Genomic DNA, 18,387 nt, shown 5'->3' with positions numbered 1-18,387 from the left:
AACAATAAATACATCTGCTTTGCTATTTACAATTGTAGAGAAAATGGTAAACGTATGGGAGTGTTTCACATGTCAGAACAATATACAACGGGAGTGGTTGTAACAGGGAAAGTAACTGGAATTCAAGATTACGGTGCATTTGTAGCTTTGGATGCAGAAACACAAGGACTTGTGCATATATCTGAAATCACAAATGGGTATGTAAAAGACATTCATGACTTTTTAAAGGTCGGAGATACAGTAGAAGTAAAAGTACTTTCAATTGATGAAGAACACAGAAAAATGAGTTTATCGTTAAAAGCGGCGAAAAGAAAGCAAGGACGAATTCTTATACCGAATCCATCTGAGAACGGATTTAATACACTGCGAGAAAAGCTAGCAGAATGGATTGAAGAGTCGGAGGTAATAAAGTAAAAGAGGAACGCATATGAGCGTTCCTCTTTTACTGTGACTTATGATATATATATTTGCAAATATGATTGCATGCAATCATATTCGTATGTCGGAGGCGAAAAAGACATACTGACTATTGAATTTCATGTGTTTCTGGGTGAGTACCAAGATTCTCGGATGGTTTAAATAGTAAGCCGAGGTTGATAAGCCCAGAAATACCAACGATGCCGTAAATAATACGTGCAAGAGCTGAGTTTTGTCCACCGAAAATGGCTGCTACTAAGTCAAACTGGAAGAACCCGATCAGTCCCCAGTTAACAGCGCCGATTACAGTGAAGACTAATGCGATACGTTGCAAGGTACTCATGAAAAGTCCCTCCTTAATGTGAAGCGTGAGCAAGCAAGGAGTTAATAAGAAAATTTAACTCCTTTATAGAATGGTATAGTTTTGTTGTTTTTATACATGAAAAATGTACGAAAAAAGGACGTATATACATCTATACCGAAAAATGCGAATTTTTATGCAAAAAATGAACTTTTTCTAAAAAATAAATAATGGTTACGTTTACAATTGTTGAATCGCTTGATTTACAACTTTAGTTTCGCTAAAGTGAATACAGAAATACATATACATAATTGGAGGGAAAAAGATGAGTACACATGTAACGTTCGACTATTCTAAAGCGTTATCCTTCATCGGTGAAAATGAACTAACTTATTTACGTGATGCAGTAAAAGTAACACATCATGCAATCCACGAAAAAACTGGAGCTGGGAACGATTTCCTTGGGTGGGTAGAGCTTCCGCTTCAATATGATAAAGAAGAATTTGCTCGCATTCAAAAATGCGCAGAAAAAATTAAAAATGACTCTGACATTTTACTTGTTGTAGGTATTGGTGGTTCTTACCTAGGAGCACGCGCAGCAATCGAAATGTTAAACCATTCTTTCTATAACACGCTTTCTAAAGAACAACGTAAAACTCCACAAGTGCTATTTGTTGGACAAAACATTAGCTCCACTTACATGAAAGATTTAATGGACGTACTAGAAGGTAAAGACTTTTCTATTAACGTTATTTCCAAATCAGGTACAACAACAGAGCCTGCAATCGCATTCCGTATTTTCCGTAAATTATTAGAAGAAAAGTATGGAAAAGAAGAAGCTCGCAAACGTATTTATGCAACTACAGATAAAGCGCGTGGTGCATTAAAAACATTAGCTGACAATGAAGGTTACGAAACATTTGTAATTCCAGATGATGTTGGCGGTCGTTTCTCTGTATTAACACCAGTAGGTTTATTGCCAATCGCAGTAAGTGGCCTAAACATTGAAGAGATGATGAACGGTGCAGCTGCTGGTCATAATGACTTCGCGAAATCAGAACTTGAAGAAAACCCAGCTTACCAATACGCAGTAGTTCGTAATGCCCTATACAATAAAGGGAAAACAATTGAAATGCTTGTTAACTATGAGCCAGCACTTCACTACTTCTCTGAGTGGTGGAAACAGTTATTTGGTGAAAGTGAAGGAAAAGATCAAAAAGGTATTTTCCCATCTTCAGCAAACTTCTCAACTGACTTACACTCATTAGGTCAATACATTCAAGAAGGTCGTCGTGACCTATTCGAAACAGTTCTTAAAGTAGGTACATCTACACACGAACTAAAAATCGAATTAGACGACAACGATTTAGATGGATTAAACTACCTTGCTGGTGAAACGATAGACTTCGTAAACACAAAAGCATACGAAGGTACATTACTTGCACATAGCGATGGCGGAGTACCGAACTTAATCGTAAACATTCCAGAACTAAACGAGTACACATTCGGTTACCTTGTATACTTCTTCGAAAAAGCATGTGCGATGAGCGGCTACCTATTAGGCGTAAATCCATTTGACCAACCAGGAGTAGAAGCGTACAAGAAAAATATGTTTGCTCTACTTGGAAAACCAGGATTTGAAGAGTTAAAAGCAGAATTAGAAGAGCGTTTAAAATAATAAAAAGCGATCGGGTCTCCGATCGCTTTTTATTATTTTACTGAAAAGTACACCGGTATATTCAAACTAGAATGGGTATGCTAAAGGAAAAGTCTAGGAGGGATGGGATTGATTCCGATTCAATCAAATTTAGAAGGACGTACCTATGCGTTATATAAGTTAGAAGAGGTTATGAAACCACTTGGATATAGTATTGGTGGTAATTGGGATTATGATAAAGGATGTTTTGATTATAAAATCGACGAAGAAGATGGTTATCAATTTTTACGAGTACCATTTACAGCGGTGAATGGAGAACTAGATGTGCCTCAGGTAATAGTCCGTCTTGAAACGCCGTATATTCTTTCGCACGTATATCAAGACGAACTAGATGATAATGTTAATTCTTTAACAGCTGGAACGAGTGGAGTTGATCAATTTGCTGAGCCGAAAGATCCCGATGGAGACGTGAAAAGAAAATATATCAATATTGGTAAAGTACTAGTACAAGAACTAGAAAGTCATTTTTTTAATGGTGAATAACGATGAGTATGTCGCTTTCGATGAGAATGAAAGAATGAACTGGATTGATCATATATTGTTCGTCGCGCTTTACACCTAGTAAGAGAATATTTTGTTTTAAAAGAGTATAGTTACAATTCGCAAAGGATTGTCCGGTGCAGGACGGGGAAATCTCCATCAGTTGTAATTTGTTATCAGAGATTTCATCGTAAAGGGAGAATAGTACGCCTGAAATGGAAGGGAATAAAAGAGAAGCAGTAAATACATAGCTCGTTAATTTATTTCCTTCTATAATTTCTGATACGCCAGCTCTCATTGCATTTTGGATTTGTTCAGAAGTAAGAAGTTCAGCGATGCAGTGAATGTTTGGATTAAGTCCCTTTGCAGTTAAAATATTTAAAATGGACTGTGTATCTGCTAAGCTTTCGTTCTTCTCTTTATCTGATGTTATTAATATAGTGTGAGCTGTTGTAATGTTAGCTTTTAATAAAGTTTGATCGTGATGCGGACAACCTTTTATAAATTCTAAATGATGAAATGGCTTTGGAAGTAAAGAAAGTGTCTCATCAATTAAAACGATATCAAGGTTCGGTTGTAATATGTGCATTTGTTTTACAACATGTTTTGCACGTTCATTCCAGCCAACGATAATCATATGACCATTAGAGGTAGCAGCTTCTTCTCCTTTAATTTTCATATATTGTTTATTAATCATATCGGTAGCGAATAGAACCATATAATAAGAACAAAATCCCGTTCCTAATAAAATGATGCCTATCCCGATAATTTTTCCTATCGTTGTATGGGGGGCGAAATCGCCGTATCCAACGGTGAAAATGGTAACGATTGACCACCAAATCCCGTCGAACCATGTGGTGAAGTGATCTGGCTCGAGTGTATGTATAAGAAAGCCAGAAAAAGCAGTAAGTACAATAATAAAACAAATTAAACGAAAAATAATGGAATCACGAAATGTATCTACTAAATTCGGGCGGGATTTCAAGTTTCTATTCCTCCTTACGTTTCAGGACTACATTCATTGTTACCATTATAGAAAAAAGAAAAACTCTCTAATTAAAAAGAGAGTTCGTTTCATAATTAATACATACTTTCAACTTCAGTTTGTTGAACACTTTCAAGATGTTGGAGAGCATAGTAAACATCGGCAGTATGTCTTTTTTGATCGATAGACAATTTAAGATGTAAGTAGTGAGCGCCGCTTTCTAATGTTTTAAGCTTCATATTTTTAACCTTTATATCCATTTCTTTTATTTCTTCAATTACAATGGGGATATTGTCCATATTTCGTACAACAAGTTTCACTGCGATATCACGTTGACGAAATGATCTAGGACCGACGAATTTCATCGTTAAGGGTATAAGTTCTACACTAATCATAAGGAAACACATTCCGAAAGTAGCCTCGATATAGAAACCAGCTCCAACGGCAATGCCAATACCAGAAGCACCCCAAATCATAGCGGCGGTCGTTAATCCCGCAATACTATCGTTTCCTCTGCGTAAAATTACACCGGCACCTAAAAAACCGATTCCTGATACAATTTGAGCGGCAAGTCGAAGTGGATCCATATTCATATGATCGGTATGTGGTAAGTTGTAAGCAGCTTTAATAGAAACAATCGTCAGGAGGCAACTAATTATAGAAATAACTAAACACGTTTTTAAACCGAGTGGTTTACGTTTTAATTCGCGCTCTAAACCGATGGCGAATCCTAAAATAGCCGAGAGACCTAGTTTTATTAATAAGTCGGTGTAGTCCATGTATATTCCTCCTTGTATGATATGGTATATGAATAAAACGTTTATATAGAAAGAAACGCTTTTTGGCAGAGTGACTTTATATAGAATATATGTAGGAATTACTTAGAAATGAAAGAGATATTTCGTTTAAGTATATGATATTAAAAAAGAAATGTAGTTGGTTTGAAAAAAGTTTTCAAAAGGTGTTGCATTTCATTTTTTCACATGATATATTAATAACCGTCGCTGATGCGGAAACGCAGAAAACGACAAAAAAGAAATTGAAAAACTTAGTTGACATCGAAAAACGAAGATGTTAACATAAGGAAGTCGCAAATGAGCGACTAAGTAGTTCTTTGAAAACTGAACGAAACAAACAACGTGAACGTCAATTTTTATTTTTAGATGCTAGACAAACTAACTTTATTGGAGAGTTTGATCCTGGCTCAGGATGAACGCTGGCGGCGTGCCTAATACATGCAAGTCGAGCGAATGGATTAAGAGCTTGCTCTTATGAAGTTAGCGGCGGACGGGTGAGTAACACGTGGGTAACCTACCCATAAGACTGGGATAACTCCGGGAAACCGGGGCTAATACCGGATAATATTTTGAACTGCATAGTTCGAAATTGAAAGGCGGCTTCGGCTGTCACTTATGGATGGACCCGCGTCGCATTAGCTAGTTGGTGAGGTAACGGCTCACCAAGGCAACGATGCGTAGCCGACCTGAGAGGGTGATCGGCCACACTGGGACTGAGACACGGCCCAGACTCCTACGGGAGGCAGCAGTAGGGAATCTTCCGCAATGGACGAAAGTCTGACGGAGCAACGCCGCGTGAGTGATGAAGGCTTTCGGGTCGTAAAACTCTGTTGTTAGGGAAGAACAAGTGCTAGTTGAATAAGCTGGCACCTTGACGGTACCTAACCAGAAAGCCACGGCTAACTACGTGCCAGCAGCCGCGGTAATACGTAGGTGGCAAGCGTTATCCGGAATTATTGGGCGTAAAGCGCGCGCAGGTGGTTTCTTAAGTCTGATGTGAAAGCCCACGGCTCAACCGTGGAGGGTCATTGGAAACTGGGAGACTTGAGTGCAGAAGAGGAAAGTGGAATTCCATGTGTAGCGGTGAAATGCGTAGAGATATGGAGGAACACCAGTGGCGAAGGCGACTTTCTGGTCTGTAACTGACACTGAGGCGCGAAAGCGTGGGGAGCAAACAGGATTAGATACCCTGGTAGTCCACGCCGTAAACGATGAGTGCTAAGTGTTAGAGGGTTTCCGCCCTTTAGTGCTGAAGTTAACGCATTAAGCACTCCGCCTGGGGAGTACGGCCGCAAGGCTGAAACTCAAAGGAATTGACGGGGGCCCGCACAAGCGGTGGAGCATGTGGTTTAATTCGAAGCAACGCGAAGAACCTTACCAGGTCTTGACATCCTCTGAAAACTCTAGAGATAGAGCTTCTCCTTCGGGAGCAGAGTGACAGGTGGTGCATGGTTGTCGTCAGCTCGTGTCGTGAGATGTTGGGTTAAGTCCCGCAACGAGCGCAACCCTTGATCTTAGTTGCCATCATTAAGTTGGGCACTCTAAGGTGACTGCCGGTGACAAACCGGAGGAAGGTGGGGATGACGTCAAATCATCATGCCCCTTATGACCTGGGCTACACACGTGCTACAATGGACGGTACAAAGAGCTGCAAGACCGCGAGGTGGAGCTAATCTCATAAAACCGTTCTCAGTTCGGATTGTAGGCTGCAACTCGCCTACATGAAGCTGGAATCGCTAGTAATCGCGGATCAGCATGCCGCGGTGAATACGTTCCCGGGCCTTGTACACACCGCCCGTCACACCACGAGAGTTTGTAACACCCGAAGTCGGTGGGGTAACCTTTATGGAGCCAGCCGCCTAAGGTGGGACAGATGATTGGGGTGAAGTCGTAACAAGGTAGCCGTATCGGAAGGTGCGGCTGGATCACCTCCTTTCTATGGAGAATTGATGAACGCAGTTCATCAATAAACGTTGACTTGTTTTGTTTCGTTCAGTTTTGAGAGAACTATCTCTCAAGTTTAAATGTATGTTCTTTGAAAACTAGATAACAGTGTAGCTCATATTTTTTTAATTTTAGTTTGGTTAAGTTAGAAAGGGCGCACGGTGGATGCCTTGACACTAGGAGTCGATGAAGGACGGGACTAACGCCGATATGCTTCGGGGAGCTGTAAGTAAGCTTTGATCCGAAGATTTCCGAATGGGGAAACCCACTATACGTAATGGTATGGTATCCTTACCTGAATACATAGGGTATGGAAGACAGACCCAGGGAACTGAAACATCTAAGTACCTGGAGGAAGAGAAAGCAAATGCGATTTCCTGAGTAGCGGCGAGCGAAACGGAATCTAGCCCAAACCAAGAGGCTTGCCTCTTGGGGTTGTAGGACATTCTATACGGAGTTACAAAGGAACGAGGTAGACGAAGCGACCTGGAAAGGTCCGTCACAGAGGGTAACAACCCCGTAGTCGAAACTTCGTTCTCTCTTGAATGTATCCTGAGTACGGCGGAACACGTGAAATTCCGTCGGAATCTGGGAGGACCATCTCCCAAGGCTAAATACTCCCTAGTGATCGATAGTGAACCAGTACCGTGAGGGAAAGGTGAAAAGCACCCCGGAAGGGGAGTGAAAGAGATCCTGAAACCGTGTGCCTACAAATAGTCAGAGCCCGTTAATGGGTGATGGCGTGCCTTTTGTAGAATGAACCGGCGAGTTACGATCCCGTGCAAGGTTAAGCTGAAGAGGCGGAGCCGCAGCGAAAGCGAGTCTGAATAGGGCGTTTAGTACGTGGTCGTAGACCCGAAACCAGGTGATCTACCCATGTCCAGGGTGAAGTTCAGGTAACACTGAATGGAGGCCCGAACCCACGCACGTTGAAAAGTGCGGGGATGAGGTGTGGGTAGCGGAGAAATTCCAATCGAACCTGGAGATAGCTGGTTCTCCCCGAAATAGCTTTAGGGCTAGCCTTAAGTGTAAGAGTCTTGGAGGTAGAGCACTGATTGAACTAGGGGTCCTCATCGGATTACCGAATTCAGTCAAACTCCGAATGCCAATGACTTATCCTTAGGAGTCAGACTGCGAGTGATAAGATCCGTAGTCAAGAGGGAAACAGCCCAGATCGCCAGCTAAGGTCCCAAAGTGTGTATTAAGTGGAAAAGGATGTGGAGTTGCTTAGACAACTAGGATGTTGGCTCAGAAGCAGCCACCATTTAAAGAGTGCGTAATAGCTCACTAGTCGAGTGACTCTGCGCCGAAAATGTACCGGGGCTAAATACACCACCGAAGCTGCGAATTGATACCAATGGTATCAGTGGTAGGGGAGCGTTCTAAGTGCAGTGAAGTCAGACCGGAAGGACTGGTGGAGCGCTTAGAAGTGAGAATGCCGGTATGAGTAGCGAAAGACGGGTGAGAATCCCGTCCACCGAATGCCTAAGGTTTCCTGAGGAAGGCTCGTCCGCTCAGGGTTAGTCAGGACCTAAGCCGAGGCCGACAGGCGTAGGCGATGGACAACAGGTTGATATTCCTGTACCACCTCTTTATCGTTTGAGCAATGGAGGGACGCAGAAGGATAGAAGAAGCGTGCGATTGGTTGTGCACGTCCAAGCAGTTAGGCTGATAAGTAGGCAAATCCGCTTATCGTGAAGGCTGAGCTGTGATGGGGAAGCTCCTTATGGAGCGAAGTCTTTGATTCCCCGCTGCCAAGAAAAGCTTCTAGCGAGATAAAAGGTGCCTGTACCGCAAACCGACACAGGTAGGCGAGGAGAGAATCCTAAGGTGTGCGAGAGAACTCTGGTTAAGGAACTCGGCAAAATGACCCCGTAACTTCGGGAGAAGGGGTGCTTTCTTAACGGAAAGCCGCAGTGAATAGGCCCAAGCGACTGTTTAGCAAAAACACAGGTCTCTGCGAAGCCGTAAGGCGAAGTATAGGGGCTGACACCTGCCCGGTGCTGGAAGGTTAAGGAGAGGGGTTAGCGTAAGCGAAGCTCTGAACTGAAGCCCCAGTAAACGGCGGCCGTAACTATAACGGTCCTAAGGTAGCGAAATTCCTTGTCGGGTAAGTTCCGACCCGCACGAAAGGTGTAACGATTTGGGCACTGTCTCAACCAGAGACTCGGTGAAATTATAGTACCTGTGAAGATGCAGGTTACCCGCGACAGGACGGAAAGACCCCGTGGAGCTTTACTGTAGCCTGATATTGAATTTTGGTACAGTTTGTACAGGATAGGCGGGAGCCATTGAAACCGGAGCGCTAGCTTCGGTGGAGGCGCTGGTGGGATACCGCCCTGACTGTATTGAAATTCTAACCTACGGGTCTTATCGACCCGGGAGACAGTGTCAGGTGGGCAGTTTGACTGGGGCGGTCGCCTCCTAAAGTGTAACGGAGGCGCCCAAAGGTTCCCTCAGAATGGTTGGAAATCATTCGTAGAGTGCAAAGGCATAAGGGAGCTTGACTGCGAGACCTACAAGTCGAGCAGGGACGAAAGTCGGGCTTAGTGATCCGGTGGTTCCGCATGGAAGGGCCATCGCTCAACGGATAAAAGCTACCCCGGGGATAACAGGCTTATCTCCCCCAAGAGTCCACATCGACGGGGAGGTTTGGCACCTCGATGTCGGCTCATCGCATCCTGGGGCTGTAGTCGGTCCCAAGGGTTGGGCTGTTCGCCCATTAAAGCGGTACGCGAGCTGGGTTCAGAACGTCGTGAGACAGTTCGGTCCCTATCCGTCGTGGGCGCAGGAAATTTGAGAGGAGCTGTCCTTAGTACGAGAGGACCGGGATGGACGCACCGCTGGTGTACCAGTTGTTCTGCCAAGGGCATAGCTGGGTAGCTATGTGCGGAAGGGATAAGTGCTGAAAGCATCTAAGCATGAAGCCCCCCTCAAGATGAGATTTCCCATAGCGTAAGCTAGTAAGATCCCTGAAAGATGATCAGGTTGATAGGTTCGAGGTGGAAGCATGGTGACATGTGGAGCTGACGAATACTAATAGATCGAGGACTTAACCATATAATATGAAGCTAATGTTATCTAGTTTTGAAAGAATATAAAAAACTTGTTGACTTTAAATGTCGAATGAGTTATGATGATTCTTGTCTTAAATGAATACAGTCTGGTAATGATGGCAGAGAGGTCACACCCGTTCCCATACCGAACACGGAAGTTAAGCTCTCTAGCGCCGATGGTAGTTGGGACCTTGTCCCTGTGAGAGTAGGACGTTGCCAGGCAATTCGGAGGATTAGCTCAGCTGGGAGAGCACCTGCCTTACAAGCAGGGGGTCGGCGGTTCGATCCCGTCATCCTCCACCATTCTAGCCGACTTAGCTCAATTGGTAGAGCAACTGACTTGTAATCAGTAGGTTGGGGGTTCAAGTCCTCTAGTCGGCACCAGAAAATCATGGCGGTTGTGGCGAAGTGGTTAACGCACCGGATTGTGGCTCCGGCACTCGTGGGTTCAATTCCCATCAGTCGCCCCATTTTTTCTTTTAAAATTATAATATGCGGGTGTGGCGGAATTGGCAGACGCACTAGACTTAGGATCTAGCGCCTTTGGCGTGGGGGTTCGACTCCCTTCACCCGCACTTTTAATAAAATAACTCAAACATGTCTTGCGGAAGTAGTTCAGTGGTAGAATACAACCTTGCCAAGGTTGGGGTCGCGGGTTCGAATCCCGTCTTCCGCTCCAATTTTCAGTATGACATGCCGGGGTGGCGGAACAGGCAGACGCACAGGACTTAAAATCCTGCGGTGGGTGACCACCGTGCGGGTTCGACCCCCGCCCTCGGCACCATATGCGCCCGTAGCTCAATTGGATAGAGCGTTTGACTACGGATCAAGAGGTTAGGGGTTCGACTCCTCTCGGGCGCGTTTTTTTATTAACGGGAAGTGGCTCAGCTTGGTAGAGCACCTGGTTTGGGACCAGGGGGTCGCAGGTTCAAATCCTGTCTTCCCGATTTTTCAAAACATGGGGCCTTAGCTCAGCTGGGAGAGCGCCTGCCTTGCACGCAGGAGGTCAGCGGTTCGATCCCGCTAGGCTCCACTTATTTGAATATCACTTATGGCGGTGTAGCTCAGCTGGCTAGAGCGTACGGTTCATACCCGTGAGGTCGGGGGTTCGATCCCCTCCGCCGCTACCATAAGGACCTTTAGCTCAGCTGGTTAGAGCAGACGGCTCATAACCGTCCGGTCGTAGGTTCGAGTCCTACAAGGTCCACCACTCAAAGTTCATATCTCGGAGGTATACCCAAGTTCGGCTGAAGGGATCGGTCTTGAAAACCGACAGGCGGCGAGAGTCGCGCGGGGGTTCGAATCCCTCTACCTCCTCCATTTTTTCTAAATTAAATATTATATCATCGCGGGGTGGAGCAGTACGGTAGCTCGTCGGGCTCATAACCCGAAGGTCGCAGGTTCAAATCCTGTCCCCGCAACCAAATGGTCCCGTGGTGTAGTGGTTAACATGCCTGCCTGTCACGCAGGAGATCGCCGGTTCGACCCCGGTCGGGACCGCCATTTTTTTACATAAAGGCTCGGTAGCTCAGTCGGTAGAGCAGAGGACTGAAAATCCTCGTGTCGGCGGTTCGATTCCGTCCCGAGCCACCATTTTGAAATCGCAAGCCGGCTTAGCTCAATTGGTAGAGCAACTGACTTGTAATCAGTAGGTTGGGGGTTCAAGTCCTCTAGCCGGCACCACTTTCAAAATGAGCCATTAGCTCAGTTGGTAGAGCATCTGACTTTTAATCAGAGGGTCGAAGGTTCGAATCCTTCATGGCTCACCATTTTTAATTTAATGCGGGTGTAGTTTAGTGGTAAAACAAGAGCCTTCCAAGCTCTGGTCGAGAGTTCGATTCTCTTCACCCGCTTTTTATGGGCCTATAGCTCAGCTGGTTAGAGCGCACGCCTGATAAGCGTGAGGTCGATGGTTCGAGTCCATTTAGGCCCACCATAATTATTCCGCAGTAGCTCAGTGGTAGAGCTATCGGCTGTTAACCGATCGGTCGTAGGTTCGAGTCCTACCTGCGGAGCCATACTATAGAGAAGTACCCAAGTGGCTCAAGGGGCTCCCCTGCTAAGGGAGTAGATCGCGAACGCGGTGCGAGGGTTCGAATCCCTTCTTCTCTGCCATATTTTGGCCCGTTGGTCAAGTGGTTAAGACACCGCCCTTTCACGGCGGTAACACGGGTTCGAATCCCGTACGGGTCATACTAAAAGAGATAGCATAATCTGCTATCTCTTTTTTGTTGTGTATATTTTATTTAAAGCGGACTATTAGTAGTCTGCTTTTTTTATCCCGCTATTTGTGGGCAGTAAAAGACCCTCACCTCAAATTTTGGCATGAGCAAAGAAGTTAGGTGGGAGATCAACTGCTCGTAAAAGCCCGATTGGTGTGGGCTAATAATCAGTGGGGGGGAACAACCGCCCCACTGATTAAAAAATGTTGTATACTTTCTTCTATTTGAATCGTCTAATTAATAGAAAAGAGAGAGCTTCTTTATGGTGCTATCCTTGTCGGGTTTTGTCGGTAAGTCGATATATTGCAAAAATCGCTGATATAATTTGAGTTACGGTCGATATATTGCAAAAATCGCTGATATAATTTGAGTTACGGTCGATATATTTAAAAAATCGCTGATATATTTGGAGTTATGGTCGATATATTCAGAAAATCGCCGATATAATTTCACTTACCGATAAAAACCAAAGTCCACCCCTTTCACAATCTAACTAAAACGCACAAATTGGTATTGATTCCACACTTGCTACGATAACTTTACACTCTATGTGAAAAAGTTCACAAATAGGTCATAATTTGTGAAGTAATTCACAATAAACCGTGCTACAATATGTATGTAAAGAAGTTAAACAACATTAAATTAGTATTTTAATTACTTACTTAAACAATAATAAAAAATAGATGTAAACAATTGAAAGGGGAAATTAACATGAAAAAAGGTATCAATCGCGTAGTATTAGTAGGAACAGGAGCTGTAGGTTGTAGTTATGCTTACTCAATGATTAACCAAGGTGTAGCTGAAGAATTCGTACTAGTAGATGTTAATGAAGCAAAAGCAGAAGGGGAAGCAATGGACTTAAGCCATGCGGTACCATTCTCTCCAGCACCAACAAAAGTTTGGAGCGGTAGCTATGCAGATTGTAAAGATGCAGATCTAGTTGTTATCACTGCTGGATTACCACAAAAGCCAGGCGAAACTCGTTTAGACTTAGTTGAGAAAAATACAAAGATCTTTAAACAAATCGTTCGCGGTATTATGGATAGCGGATTCGATGGAATCTTCTTAATCGCAACAAACCCAGTTGATATTTTAACTTACGTAACTTGGAAAGAATCTGGTCTTCCAAAAGAGCGCGTAATTGGTTCTGGTACAACTTTAGACTCTGCTCGTTTCCGTTACATGTTAGGCGACTACTTAGATGTAGATCCACGTAACGTTCATGCTTACATCGTTGGTGAGCACGGTGACACTGAACTTCCGGTATGGAGCCATGCTACTGTAGGTGTACAAAAACTAGAAACAATCTTAGCGAACAACGAACAGTATAACCAAGAAGATTTAGATAAAATCTTTGAAAATGTACGCGATGCAGCTTACCACATTATCGAGCGTAAAGGCGCAACTTACTACGGAATCGGTATGTCACTACTTCGTGTAACTAAAGCGATCTTAAGCAACGAGAACAGTGTATTAACTGTATCTGCATACCTTGAAGGTCAATATGGTGAGAAAGATGCTTACGTAGGTGTTCCAGCTGTTATTAACCGCGAAGGTGTACGTGAAATCGTAGAACTTGAATTAAACGAAGAAGAAAAAGCGAAATTCGCTCATTCTGTAAAAGTATTAAAAGAAACAATGGCACCAGTACTATAATAATTGCTAAATAATTCAGAGGCGGGAAACTGCTTCCTACCTCTGAATTAATATAAATTAATATAAATTCCTTTTCCGGTTTCCCTTGTATATCCCCAATATACCCCTTTTGCTGGATAAGGGTCGTTTATAGAAAAAGCACTCTATTTTTGAATAGAGTGCTTTTGTGCGTTATCCCACTATTTGCGAGCAGAATTTCACTTTATTCTTTAGGAGTTAACCTTGTGGCAATTTTTCCTAAACGCCATTCATCTCCCGCATACTCATTAGACCATGTCCTACCTATTCCTTGAGGTGGGAGTTTTCCGTCGGGAAATGATAAATTTTGTGACAAAAAATGTTGAGAAACATTTTTAAACAATAGATTATTTCGCTTGTATTTTACGTGAGAAATAGCGTGAAAAATGGAGAGAAATCAATAAAGTAATATTGAGCAACAATGAAAGGTGAAAATAGTAAGGTGAAATGAAGCGTTTGCAATGAATATTCGTCAAAATTCGATATTTTACACGATAAATGTAAACATTTTAAGTGAAATTTAAGAAAAAAACGAATATTTTTTAAAAAACAACAAGGATATTTCAGTTTTTTGCAGAAATGATAAAGAGTAAAAAATTTCTGTCATCTTAGTGAGGTGAACATATTGGATGTAATAAATTGTGAAGAAGTGAAACGAGATGAGTTTCATACAGAAAAGTACTATGACAGTTATAACATCTTTGGGGCACATATTGTGACGGAAGATGGGATGCGAGGTGTACGATTCACAGTATGGGCTCCTCATGCGAAAGCAATGAGTGTTGTTGGGGATTTTAATGAATGGGATTATAAGCAACATAAGATGCTACAAGTGACAGAAGAGGGGATTTGGTCCTTGTTTGCACCGCATATTGAAGAGAATGAGATATATAAGTATGCGATTGAAACGATGGATGGTAACGTTATTTTAAAAGCAGATCCTTACGCAGTATATGCAGAAGTAAGACCAAATACGGCATCTGTAGTTTTTGATATAGAGGGATATGAATGGAATGATAAAAACTGGATTCGTAAGAGAAAGAAAAAATCGATTTATAAAGAAGCGATGACAGTTTATGAATTACATTTCGGTTCTTGGAAAAAGAAAGAAGATGGTGCTCTGTATTCTTACAGAGAAATGGCTGAGGCGCTCATTCCGTATGTGGTGGAACATCAATTTACACATATTGAAATTATGCCGCTTGTTGAGCATCCATATGATCGTTCTTGGGGATATCAAGGAACGGGATATTATGCAGCGACAAGTAGATTCGGCACGCCACATGATTTGATGTATTTTGTCGATGAATGTCATAAATATGGAATCGGTGTCATTTTAGATTGGGTGCCGGGGCATTTTTGTAAAGATGCTCACGGTTTATATTTGTTTGATGGGGCACCGACTTATGAATATAAAGATATAGATGTACAAGAAAACCTGGTATGGGGAACTGTTAATTTTGATTTAGGGAAGAGAGAAGTACGTAATTTCTTAATTTCAAATGCGTTATTTTGGATGAGATATTTCCATATTGATGGTTTCAGAGTAGATGCAGTTGCGAATATGCTGTACTGGAATAAAGAAGGAAAAGAGCAAAGCAATGAACACGCTGTTTCTTTCTTACGAGAGTTAAATGAAGCTGTGTTTGCAGAAGATAAAGAGTTTCTTATGACAGCGGAAGATTCAACAGCTTGGCCACTTGTAACAGCTCCAACATACGAGGGTGGACTTGGATTCAATTATAAATGGAATATGGGTTGGATGAATGACGTGCTGAAATATATGGAATGTGCGCCAGAGTACCGGAAATACATTCATGAGAAAATGACATTCTCTTTACTATATGCTCACTCTGAAAACTTTATATTGCCGCTTTCTCATGATGAGGTCGTTCATGGGAAAAAATCGTTATTAAATAAAATGCCGGGAGATTACTGGGATAAGTTCGCCCAACTTCGTTTATTATATGGATATTTCTTTACTCATCCAGGTAAGAAATTACTCTTTATGGGTGGAGAATTCGGGCAATTTGATGAGTGGAAAGATCTTGAAGATTTAGATTGGAATTTACATGATTTTGAAATGCATCGTTACATGCATGATTACTTTAAAGAGCTCATAGCATTGTATAAGCGCTCAAAACCACTTTGGCAGTTAGATCACTCGTCTGAAGGATTTCAGTGGATTGATGCTAATAATAATGAGCAAAGTATTTTCTCGTTTATCCGCCAAGGGGATAATCAGGAAGATGCGTTAGTTGTCGTATGTAATTTTACGAAAGCTACATATGAAAACTATAAAGTAGGTGTACCAGATTTCGAGTATTATAACGAAATTTTAAACAGTGACGCGGTGCAATATGGCGGGTCGGGGCAAGTTAATAAGAAACGTCTCAAGACGATTCTAGAGCCATATCATAATCAAGCGGCACATGTAGAAATTACAATTCCACCATTTGGCGTATCCATATTACGACCAGTAAAGACGAGAAAGGGGAGCAAAAAACAAGATGGCTCAAAAACAAAAGTGCGTAGCAATGTTACTAGCAGGGGGAAAAGGTAGTCGTTTAAGTGCATTAACAAAAAATTTAGCCAAGCCAGCTGTTCCATTTGGTGGTAAATATCGCATTATTGATTTTACGTTAAGTAACTGTGCAAACTCCGGTATTGAAACGGTGGGGATTTTAACACAATATCAACCGTTAGAACTTCATAATTATATTGGAATCGGAAACGCTTGGGATCTTGATCGTGTAAATGGTGGAGTCACTGTGTTACCTCCTTATGCGGAGTCTTCAGGTGTGAAGTGGTATACAGGTACGGCAAGTGCTATTTATCAAAACCTAAACTATTTAAGTCAGTACGAACCAGAATATGTCCTTATTTTATCAGGCGATCATATTTATAAAATGGATTACAGTAAAATGCTAGATTACCATATTGAGAAAGAAGCAGATGTTTCAATTTCTGTTATTGAAGTGCCGTGGGATGAAGCAAGTCGCTTTGGCATCATGAATACGAATGAAGAGATGGAAGTTGTTGAATTTGAGGAGAAACCGCAATTTCCAAGAAGTAATCTTGCATCAATGGGAATTTATATTTTTAACTGGTCTATTTTAAAAGAATATTTAGAGATGGATGCAAGAAATCCTGAATCTAGTAATGACTTCGGAAAAGACGTACTTCCGCTTTTATTAGATGAAGGGAAGAAGTTGATGGCGTATCCGTTTGAAGGATATTGGAAAGATGTTGGAACGGTGAAAAGCTTATGGGAAGCGAATATGGATTTACTTCGCGATGAAACATCGTTGAATTTAAACGATCGTAATTGGCGCATTTATTCTGTAAATCCAAACGAGCCACCTCAATATATTGCAGAACAGGCAAAAGTAGAAGAGTCACTTATTAATGAAGGGTGCGTCATTGAAGGGGACGTGAAGCATTCTGTTTTATTCCAAGGAGTGACGGTGGAAGAAGGTAGTATGGTAATCGATTCTGTCGTTATGCCGGGGGCAAAGATTGGTAAAAACGTTGTGATTGAAAGAGCGATCGTTGGATCGGAAATGGTTATTGAAGATGGGACAATAATTCGTCCAGAAAAAAATGTTGATGATGTAGTACTAATTGCTGAAGGAAAATAGAAAAGGGGGATGAAATGAATGGGAGAAAAAATGTTAGGAATTATTAATGCAACGGGAAGTTTTCCTTCCTTAAAGAAAGTAACAGGGCATCGTTCATTAGCGGCATTACCGTTTGGAGGCCGTTACCGCCTCATTGATTTCATGCTTTCAAATATGGTGAATTCTAATATTCATAGCGTGGCGGTTTTTACAAGTCATAAAAATCGTTCTTTAATGGATCATGTCGGTTCAGGAAAACAGTGGGATTTAGATAGAAAGCGTGATGGACTGTTTTTATTCCCACCGAACTGCCAATGTGATCATGACGAATTTGGATCTTTTGCACATTTTAGAAGACATATTGATTATTTTCTAAGAAGCAGAGAAGAATATGTTGTTATTACGAATAGCCATCTTGTAACAGCGTTAAACTTTCAAGCGGTGTTAGAGCGACATATACATACGTCTGCAGATATTACTGAAGTTTGTCATGAAGGGGTTTCGCTTCAAACATATGTGTTAAAGAAACAATTATTGCTAGACTTATTTGAGACATATAAAGATGTGGAGCAATACAGTTTATTTGATGTAGTGAGAGAAAAGAGCGGGAAATCACTGCATATTGCTACGTATGAGCATACAGGATATGTAGCTATCATTGATTCGATTGAAAGTTACTATAAGCATAGTCTAGAAATTTTGCAGCCTACTATTTGGAAGCAATTATTTAAGAAAGAAGCACCAATCTTTACGAAAGTAAAAGATGAGCCGCCAACTCGTTATATGAAGGGTGCAGTAGTGAAAAATACGATGATTGCAAACGGTAGTATTATTGAAGGTGAAGTGGAAAATAGTGTTATCTCCCGTTCTGTTAAAATTGGAAAAGGTTCAATTGTTCGTAATAGTATTATTATGCAAAAGAGCAAAATTGGAGATAATTGCATAATAGACGGTGTTATTATTGATAAAGATGTGAAACTTGGCGACGGCGTAGTGTTAAAAGGAAGTGCTGATGAGCCATATGTTGTAGAAAAAGGTAGTGTACAAAATAGTACAATCAACAGTTATTCGTAAATAGCAGGTGCATAATTAGTGGGGGATTTAGAAAACCCCCACTAATTAAGGTTTTACTCTATATGAAAACTTGAAGGGAGGAAGCTGTAAGAAGAGCGAT

10 protein-coding genes, 22 tRNA genes and 3 rRNA genes are annotated in these 18,387 nt (G+C 42.0%); 32 read left to right on the top strand and 3 right to left on the bottom strand.

The window, feature by feature from the left end; genetic code table 11:
- Positions 1 to 69 precede the first annotated feature (69 nt).
- A complete protein-coding gene (yugI, locus tag MHI07_RS23100; protein ID WP_002015848.1) occupies positions 70 to 414 on the top strand; it encodes a S1 domain-containing post-transcriptional regulator GSP13 in 345 nt (114 codons plus the stop codon).
- 112 nt (positions 415 to 526) lie between these two features.
- Here yugI and MHI07_RS23095 read toward each other — a convergent pair whose 3' ends face one another.
- Positions 527 to 760, bottom strand: coding sequence for a DUF378 domain-containing protein (locus MHI07_RS23095; RefSeq protein ID WP_002034535.1), 234 nt, complete (start codon positions 758 to 760; stop codon positions 527 to 529).
- Between the two features lie 283 nt (positions 761 to 1,043).
- Here MHI07_RS23095 and MHI07_RS23090 point away from each other — a divergent pair, with 283 nt between their 5' ends.
- Complete coding sequence (locus MHI07_RS23090; RefSeq protein WP_002112570.1) at positions 1,044 to 2,396, top strand: glucose-6-phosphate isomerase; 1,353 nt, start codon at positions 1,044 to 1,046, stop codon at positions 2,394 to 2,396.
- A gap of 108 nt (positions 2,397 to 2,504) precedes the next feature.
- Positions 2,505 to 2,918, top strand: coding sequence for a YugN-like family protein (locus tag MHI07_RS23085; RefSeq protein WP_340826538.1), 414 nt, complete (start codon positions 2,505 to 2,507; stop codon positions 2,916 to 2,918).
- On the opposite strand, the gene MHI07_RS23080 is transcribed toward MHI07_RS23085, so the two are convergent.
- Positions 2,905 to 3,900 (bottom strand): potassium channel protein, encoded by a 996-nt coding sequence (locus MHI07_RS23080; protein ID WP_078181327.1) that lies wholly within the window; start codon positions 3,898 to 3,900, stop codon positions 2,905 to 2,907. The two genes, MHI07_RS23085 and MHI07_RS23080, sit on opposite strands and share 14 nt — an antisense overlap.
- A 95-nt stretch (positions 3,901 to 3,995) precedes the next feature.
- Positions 3,996 to 4,679 carry an MgtC/SapB family protein gene (locus MHI07_RS23075; RefSeq protein ID WP_002160049.1) on the bottom strand — a complete coding sequence of 228 codons (684 nt, stop codon included), beginning with the start codon at positions 4,677 to 4,679 and terminating at the stop codon, positions 3,996 to 3,998.
- A 402-nt stretch (positions 4,680 to 5,081) separates the two neighbouring features.
- Here MHI07_RS23075 and MHI07_RS23070 point away from each other — a divergent pair.
- The 29 genes from MHI07_RS23070 to glgD all read left to right on the top strand — a co-directional run bounded on the left by MHI07_RS23070 (position 5,082) and on the right by glgD (position 18,287).
- Positions 5,082 to 6,633, top strand: a 16S ribosomal RNA gene (locus MHI07_RS23070).
- A gap of 146 nt (positions 6,634 to 6,779) precedes the next feature.
- Positions 6,780 to 9,701 (top strand): 23S ribosomal RNA (locus tag MHI07_RS23065).
- A 102-nt stretch (positions 9,702 to 9,803) separates the two neighbouring features.
- Positions 9,804 to 9,919, top strand: a 5S ribosomal RNA gene (gene rrf / locus MHI07_RS23060).
- Together the 16S, 23S and 5S rRNA genes with 22 tRNA genes alongside form the textbook arrangement of a ribosomal RNA operon.
- 5 nt (positions 9,920 to 9,924) lie before the next feature.
- Positions 9,925 to 10,000 (top strand) — tRNA-Val (locus tag MHI07_RS23055).
- A 5-nt stretch (positions 10,001 to 10,005) separates the two neighbouring features.
- Positions 10,006 to 10,081, top strand: a tRNA-Thr gene (locus MHI07_RS23050).
- 10 nt (positions 10,082 to 10,091) lie between these two features.
- Positions 10,092 to 10,167 (top strand) — tRNA-His (locus MHI07_RS23045).
- A gap of 24 nt (positions 10,168 to 10,191) precedes the next feature.
- Positions 10,192 to 10,272, top strand: a tRNA-Leu gene (locus MHI07_RS23040).
- A gap of 29 nt (positions 10,273 to 10,301) precedes the next feature.
- Positions 10,302 to 10,376: transfer RNA gene (locus tag MHI07_RS23035), tRNA-Gly, on the top strand.
- A 16-nt stretch (positions 10,377 to 10,392) separates the two neighbouring features.
- Positions 10,393 to 10,481: transfer RNA gene (locus tag MHI07_RS23030), tRNA-Leu, on the top strand.
- 3 nt (positions 10,482 to 10,484) lie between these two features.
- Positions 10,485 to 10,558, top strand: a tRNA-Arg gene (locus tag MHI07_RS23025).
- 12 nt (positions 10,559 to 10,570) lie between these two features.
- A tRNA-Pro gene (locus tag MHI07_RS23020) sits at positions 10,571 to 10,644 on the top strand.
- A gap of 13 nt (positions 10,645 to 10,657) precedes the next feature.
- Positions 10,658 to 10,730 (top strand) — tRNA-Ala (locus MHI07_RS23015).
- A 20-nt stretch (positions 10,731 to 10,750) separates the two neighbouring features.
- A tRNA-Met gene (locus MHI07_RS23010) sits at positions 10,751 to 10,827 on the top strand.
- A gap of 3 nt (positions 10,828 to 10,830) precedes the next feature.
- Positions 10,831 to 10,907, top strand: a tRNA-Ile gene (locus MHI07_RS23005).
- A gap of 17 nt (positions 10,908 to 10,924) precedes the next feature.
- Positions 10,925 to 11,017, top strand: a tRNA-Ser gene (locus MHI07_RS23000).
- A 27-nt stretch (positions 11,018 to 11,044) separates the two neighbouring features.
- A tRNA-Met gene (locus tag MHI07_RS22995) sits at positions 11,045 to 11,121 on the top strand.
- A 3-nt stretch (positions 11,122 to 11,124) separates the two neighbouring features.
- A tRNA-Asp gene (locus tag MHI07_RS22990) sits at positions 11,125 to 11,200 on the top strand.
- 14 nt (positions 11,201 to 11,214) lie between these two features.
- Positions 11,215 to 11,290 (top strand) — tRNA-Phe (locus MHI07_RS22985).
- Between the two features lie 14 nt (positions 11,291 to 11,304).
- A tRNA-Thr gene (locus MHI07_RS22980) sits at positions 11,305 to 11,380 on the top strand.
- A 10-nt stretch (positions 11,381 to 11,390) separates the two neighbouring features.
- A tRNA-Lys gene (locus MHI07_RS22975) sits at positions 11,391 to 11,466 on the top strand.
- Positions 11,467 to 11,479: 13 nt separating this feature from the next.
- A tRNA-Gly gene (locus tag MHI07_RS22970) sits at positions 11,480 to 11,550 on the top strand.
- Between the two features lie 6 nt (positions 11,551 to 11,556).
- Positions 11,557 to 11,633 (top strand) — tRNA-Ile (locus MHI07_RS22965).
- Between the two features lie 7 nt (positions 11,634 to 11,640).
- Positions 11,641 to 11,715 (top strand) — tRNA-Asn (locus MHI07_RS22960).
- 6 nt (positions 11,716 to 11,721) lie between these two features.
- Positions 11,722 to 11,812, top strand: a tRNA-Ser gene (locus MHI07_RS22955).
- A gap of 6 nt (positions 11,813 to 11,818) precedes the next feature.
- Positions 11,819 to 11,890, top strand: a tRNA-Glu gene (locus MHI07_RS22950).
- Between the two features lie 740 nt (positions 11,891 to 12,630).
- Complete coding sequence (locus MHI07_RS22945; protein WP_002112560.1) at positions 12,631 to 13,575, top strand: L-lactate dehydrogenase; 945 nt, start codon at positions 12,631 to 12,633, stop codon at positions 13,573 to 13,575.
- Between the two features lie 643 nt (positions 13,576 to 14,218).
- Positions 14,219 to 16,156: a 1,4-alpha-glucan branching protein GlgB gene (glgB, locus tag MHI07_RS22940; RefSeq protein WP_340826531.1), complete on the top strand. Its 1,938-nt coding sequence runs from the start codon at positions 14,219 to 14,221 to the stop codon at positions 16,154 to 16,156.
- Positions 16,104 to 17,234, top strand: a complete 1,131-nt coding sequence (gene glgC / locus MHI07_RS22935) for a glucose-1-phosphate adenylyltransferase (RefSeq protein WP_078173885.1) — start codon at positions 16,104 to 16,106, stop codon at positions 17,232 to 17,234. The genes glgB and glgC overlap by 53 nt, the downstream gene beginning before the upstream one ends.
- Before the next feature lie 18 nt (positions 17,235 to 17,252).
- Entirely contained in the window at positions 17,253 to 18,287 is a 1,035-nt protein-coding gene (gene glgD / locus MHI07_RS22930) for a glucose-1-phosphate adenylyltransferase subunit GlgD (protein ID WP_002160052.1), read from the top strand.
- Positions 18,288 to 18,387 lie beyond the last annotated feature (100 nt).

This window comes from Bacillus sp. FSL H8-0545, assembly GCF_038006105.1.
GTDB classification, from domain to species: domain Bacteria; phylum Bacillota; class Bacilli; order Bacillales; family Bacillaceae_G; genus Bacillus_A; species Bacillus_A cereus_U.
This window is presented reverse-complemented; position numbering and strand designations above follow the sequence as displayed.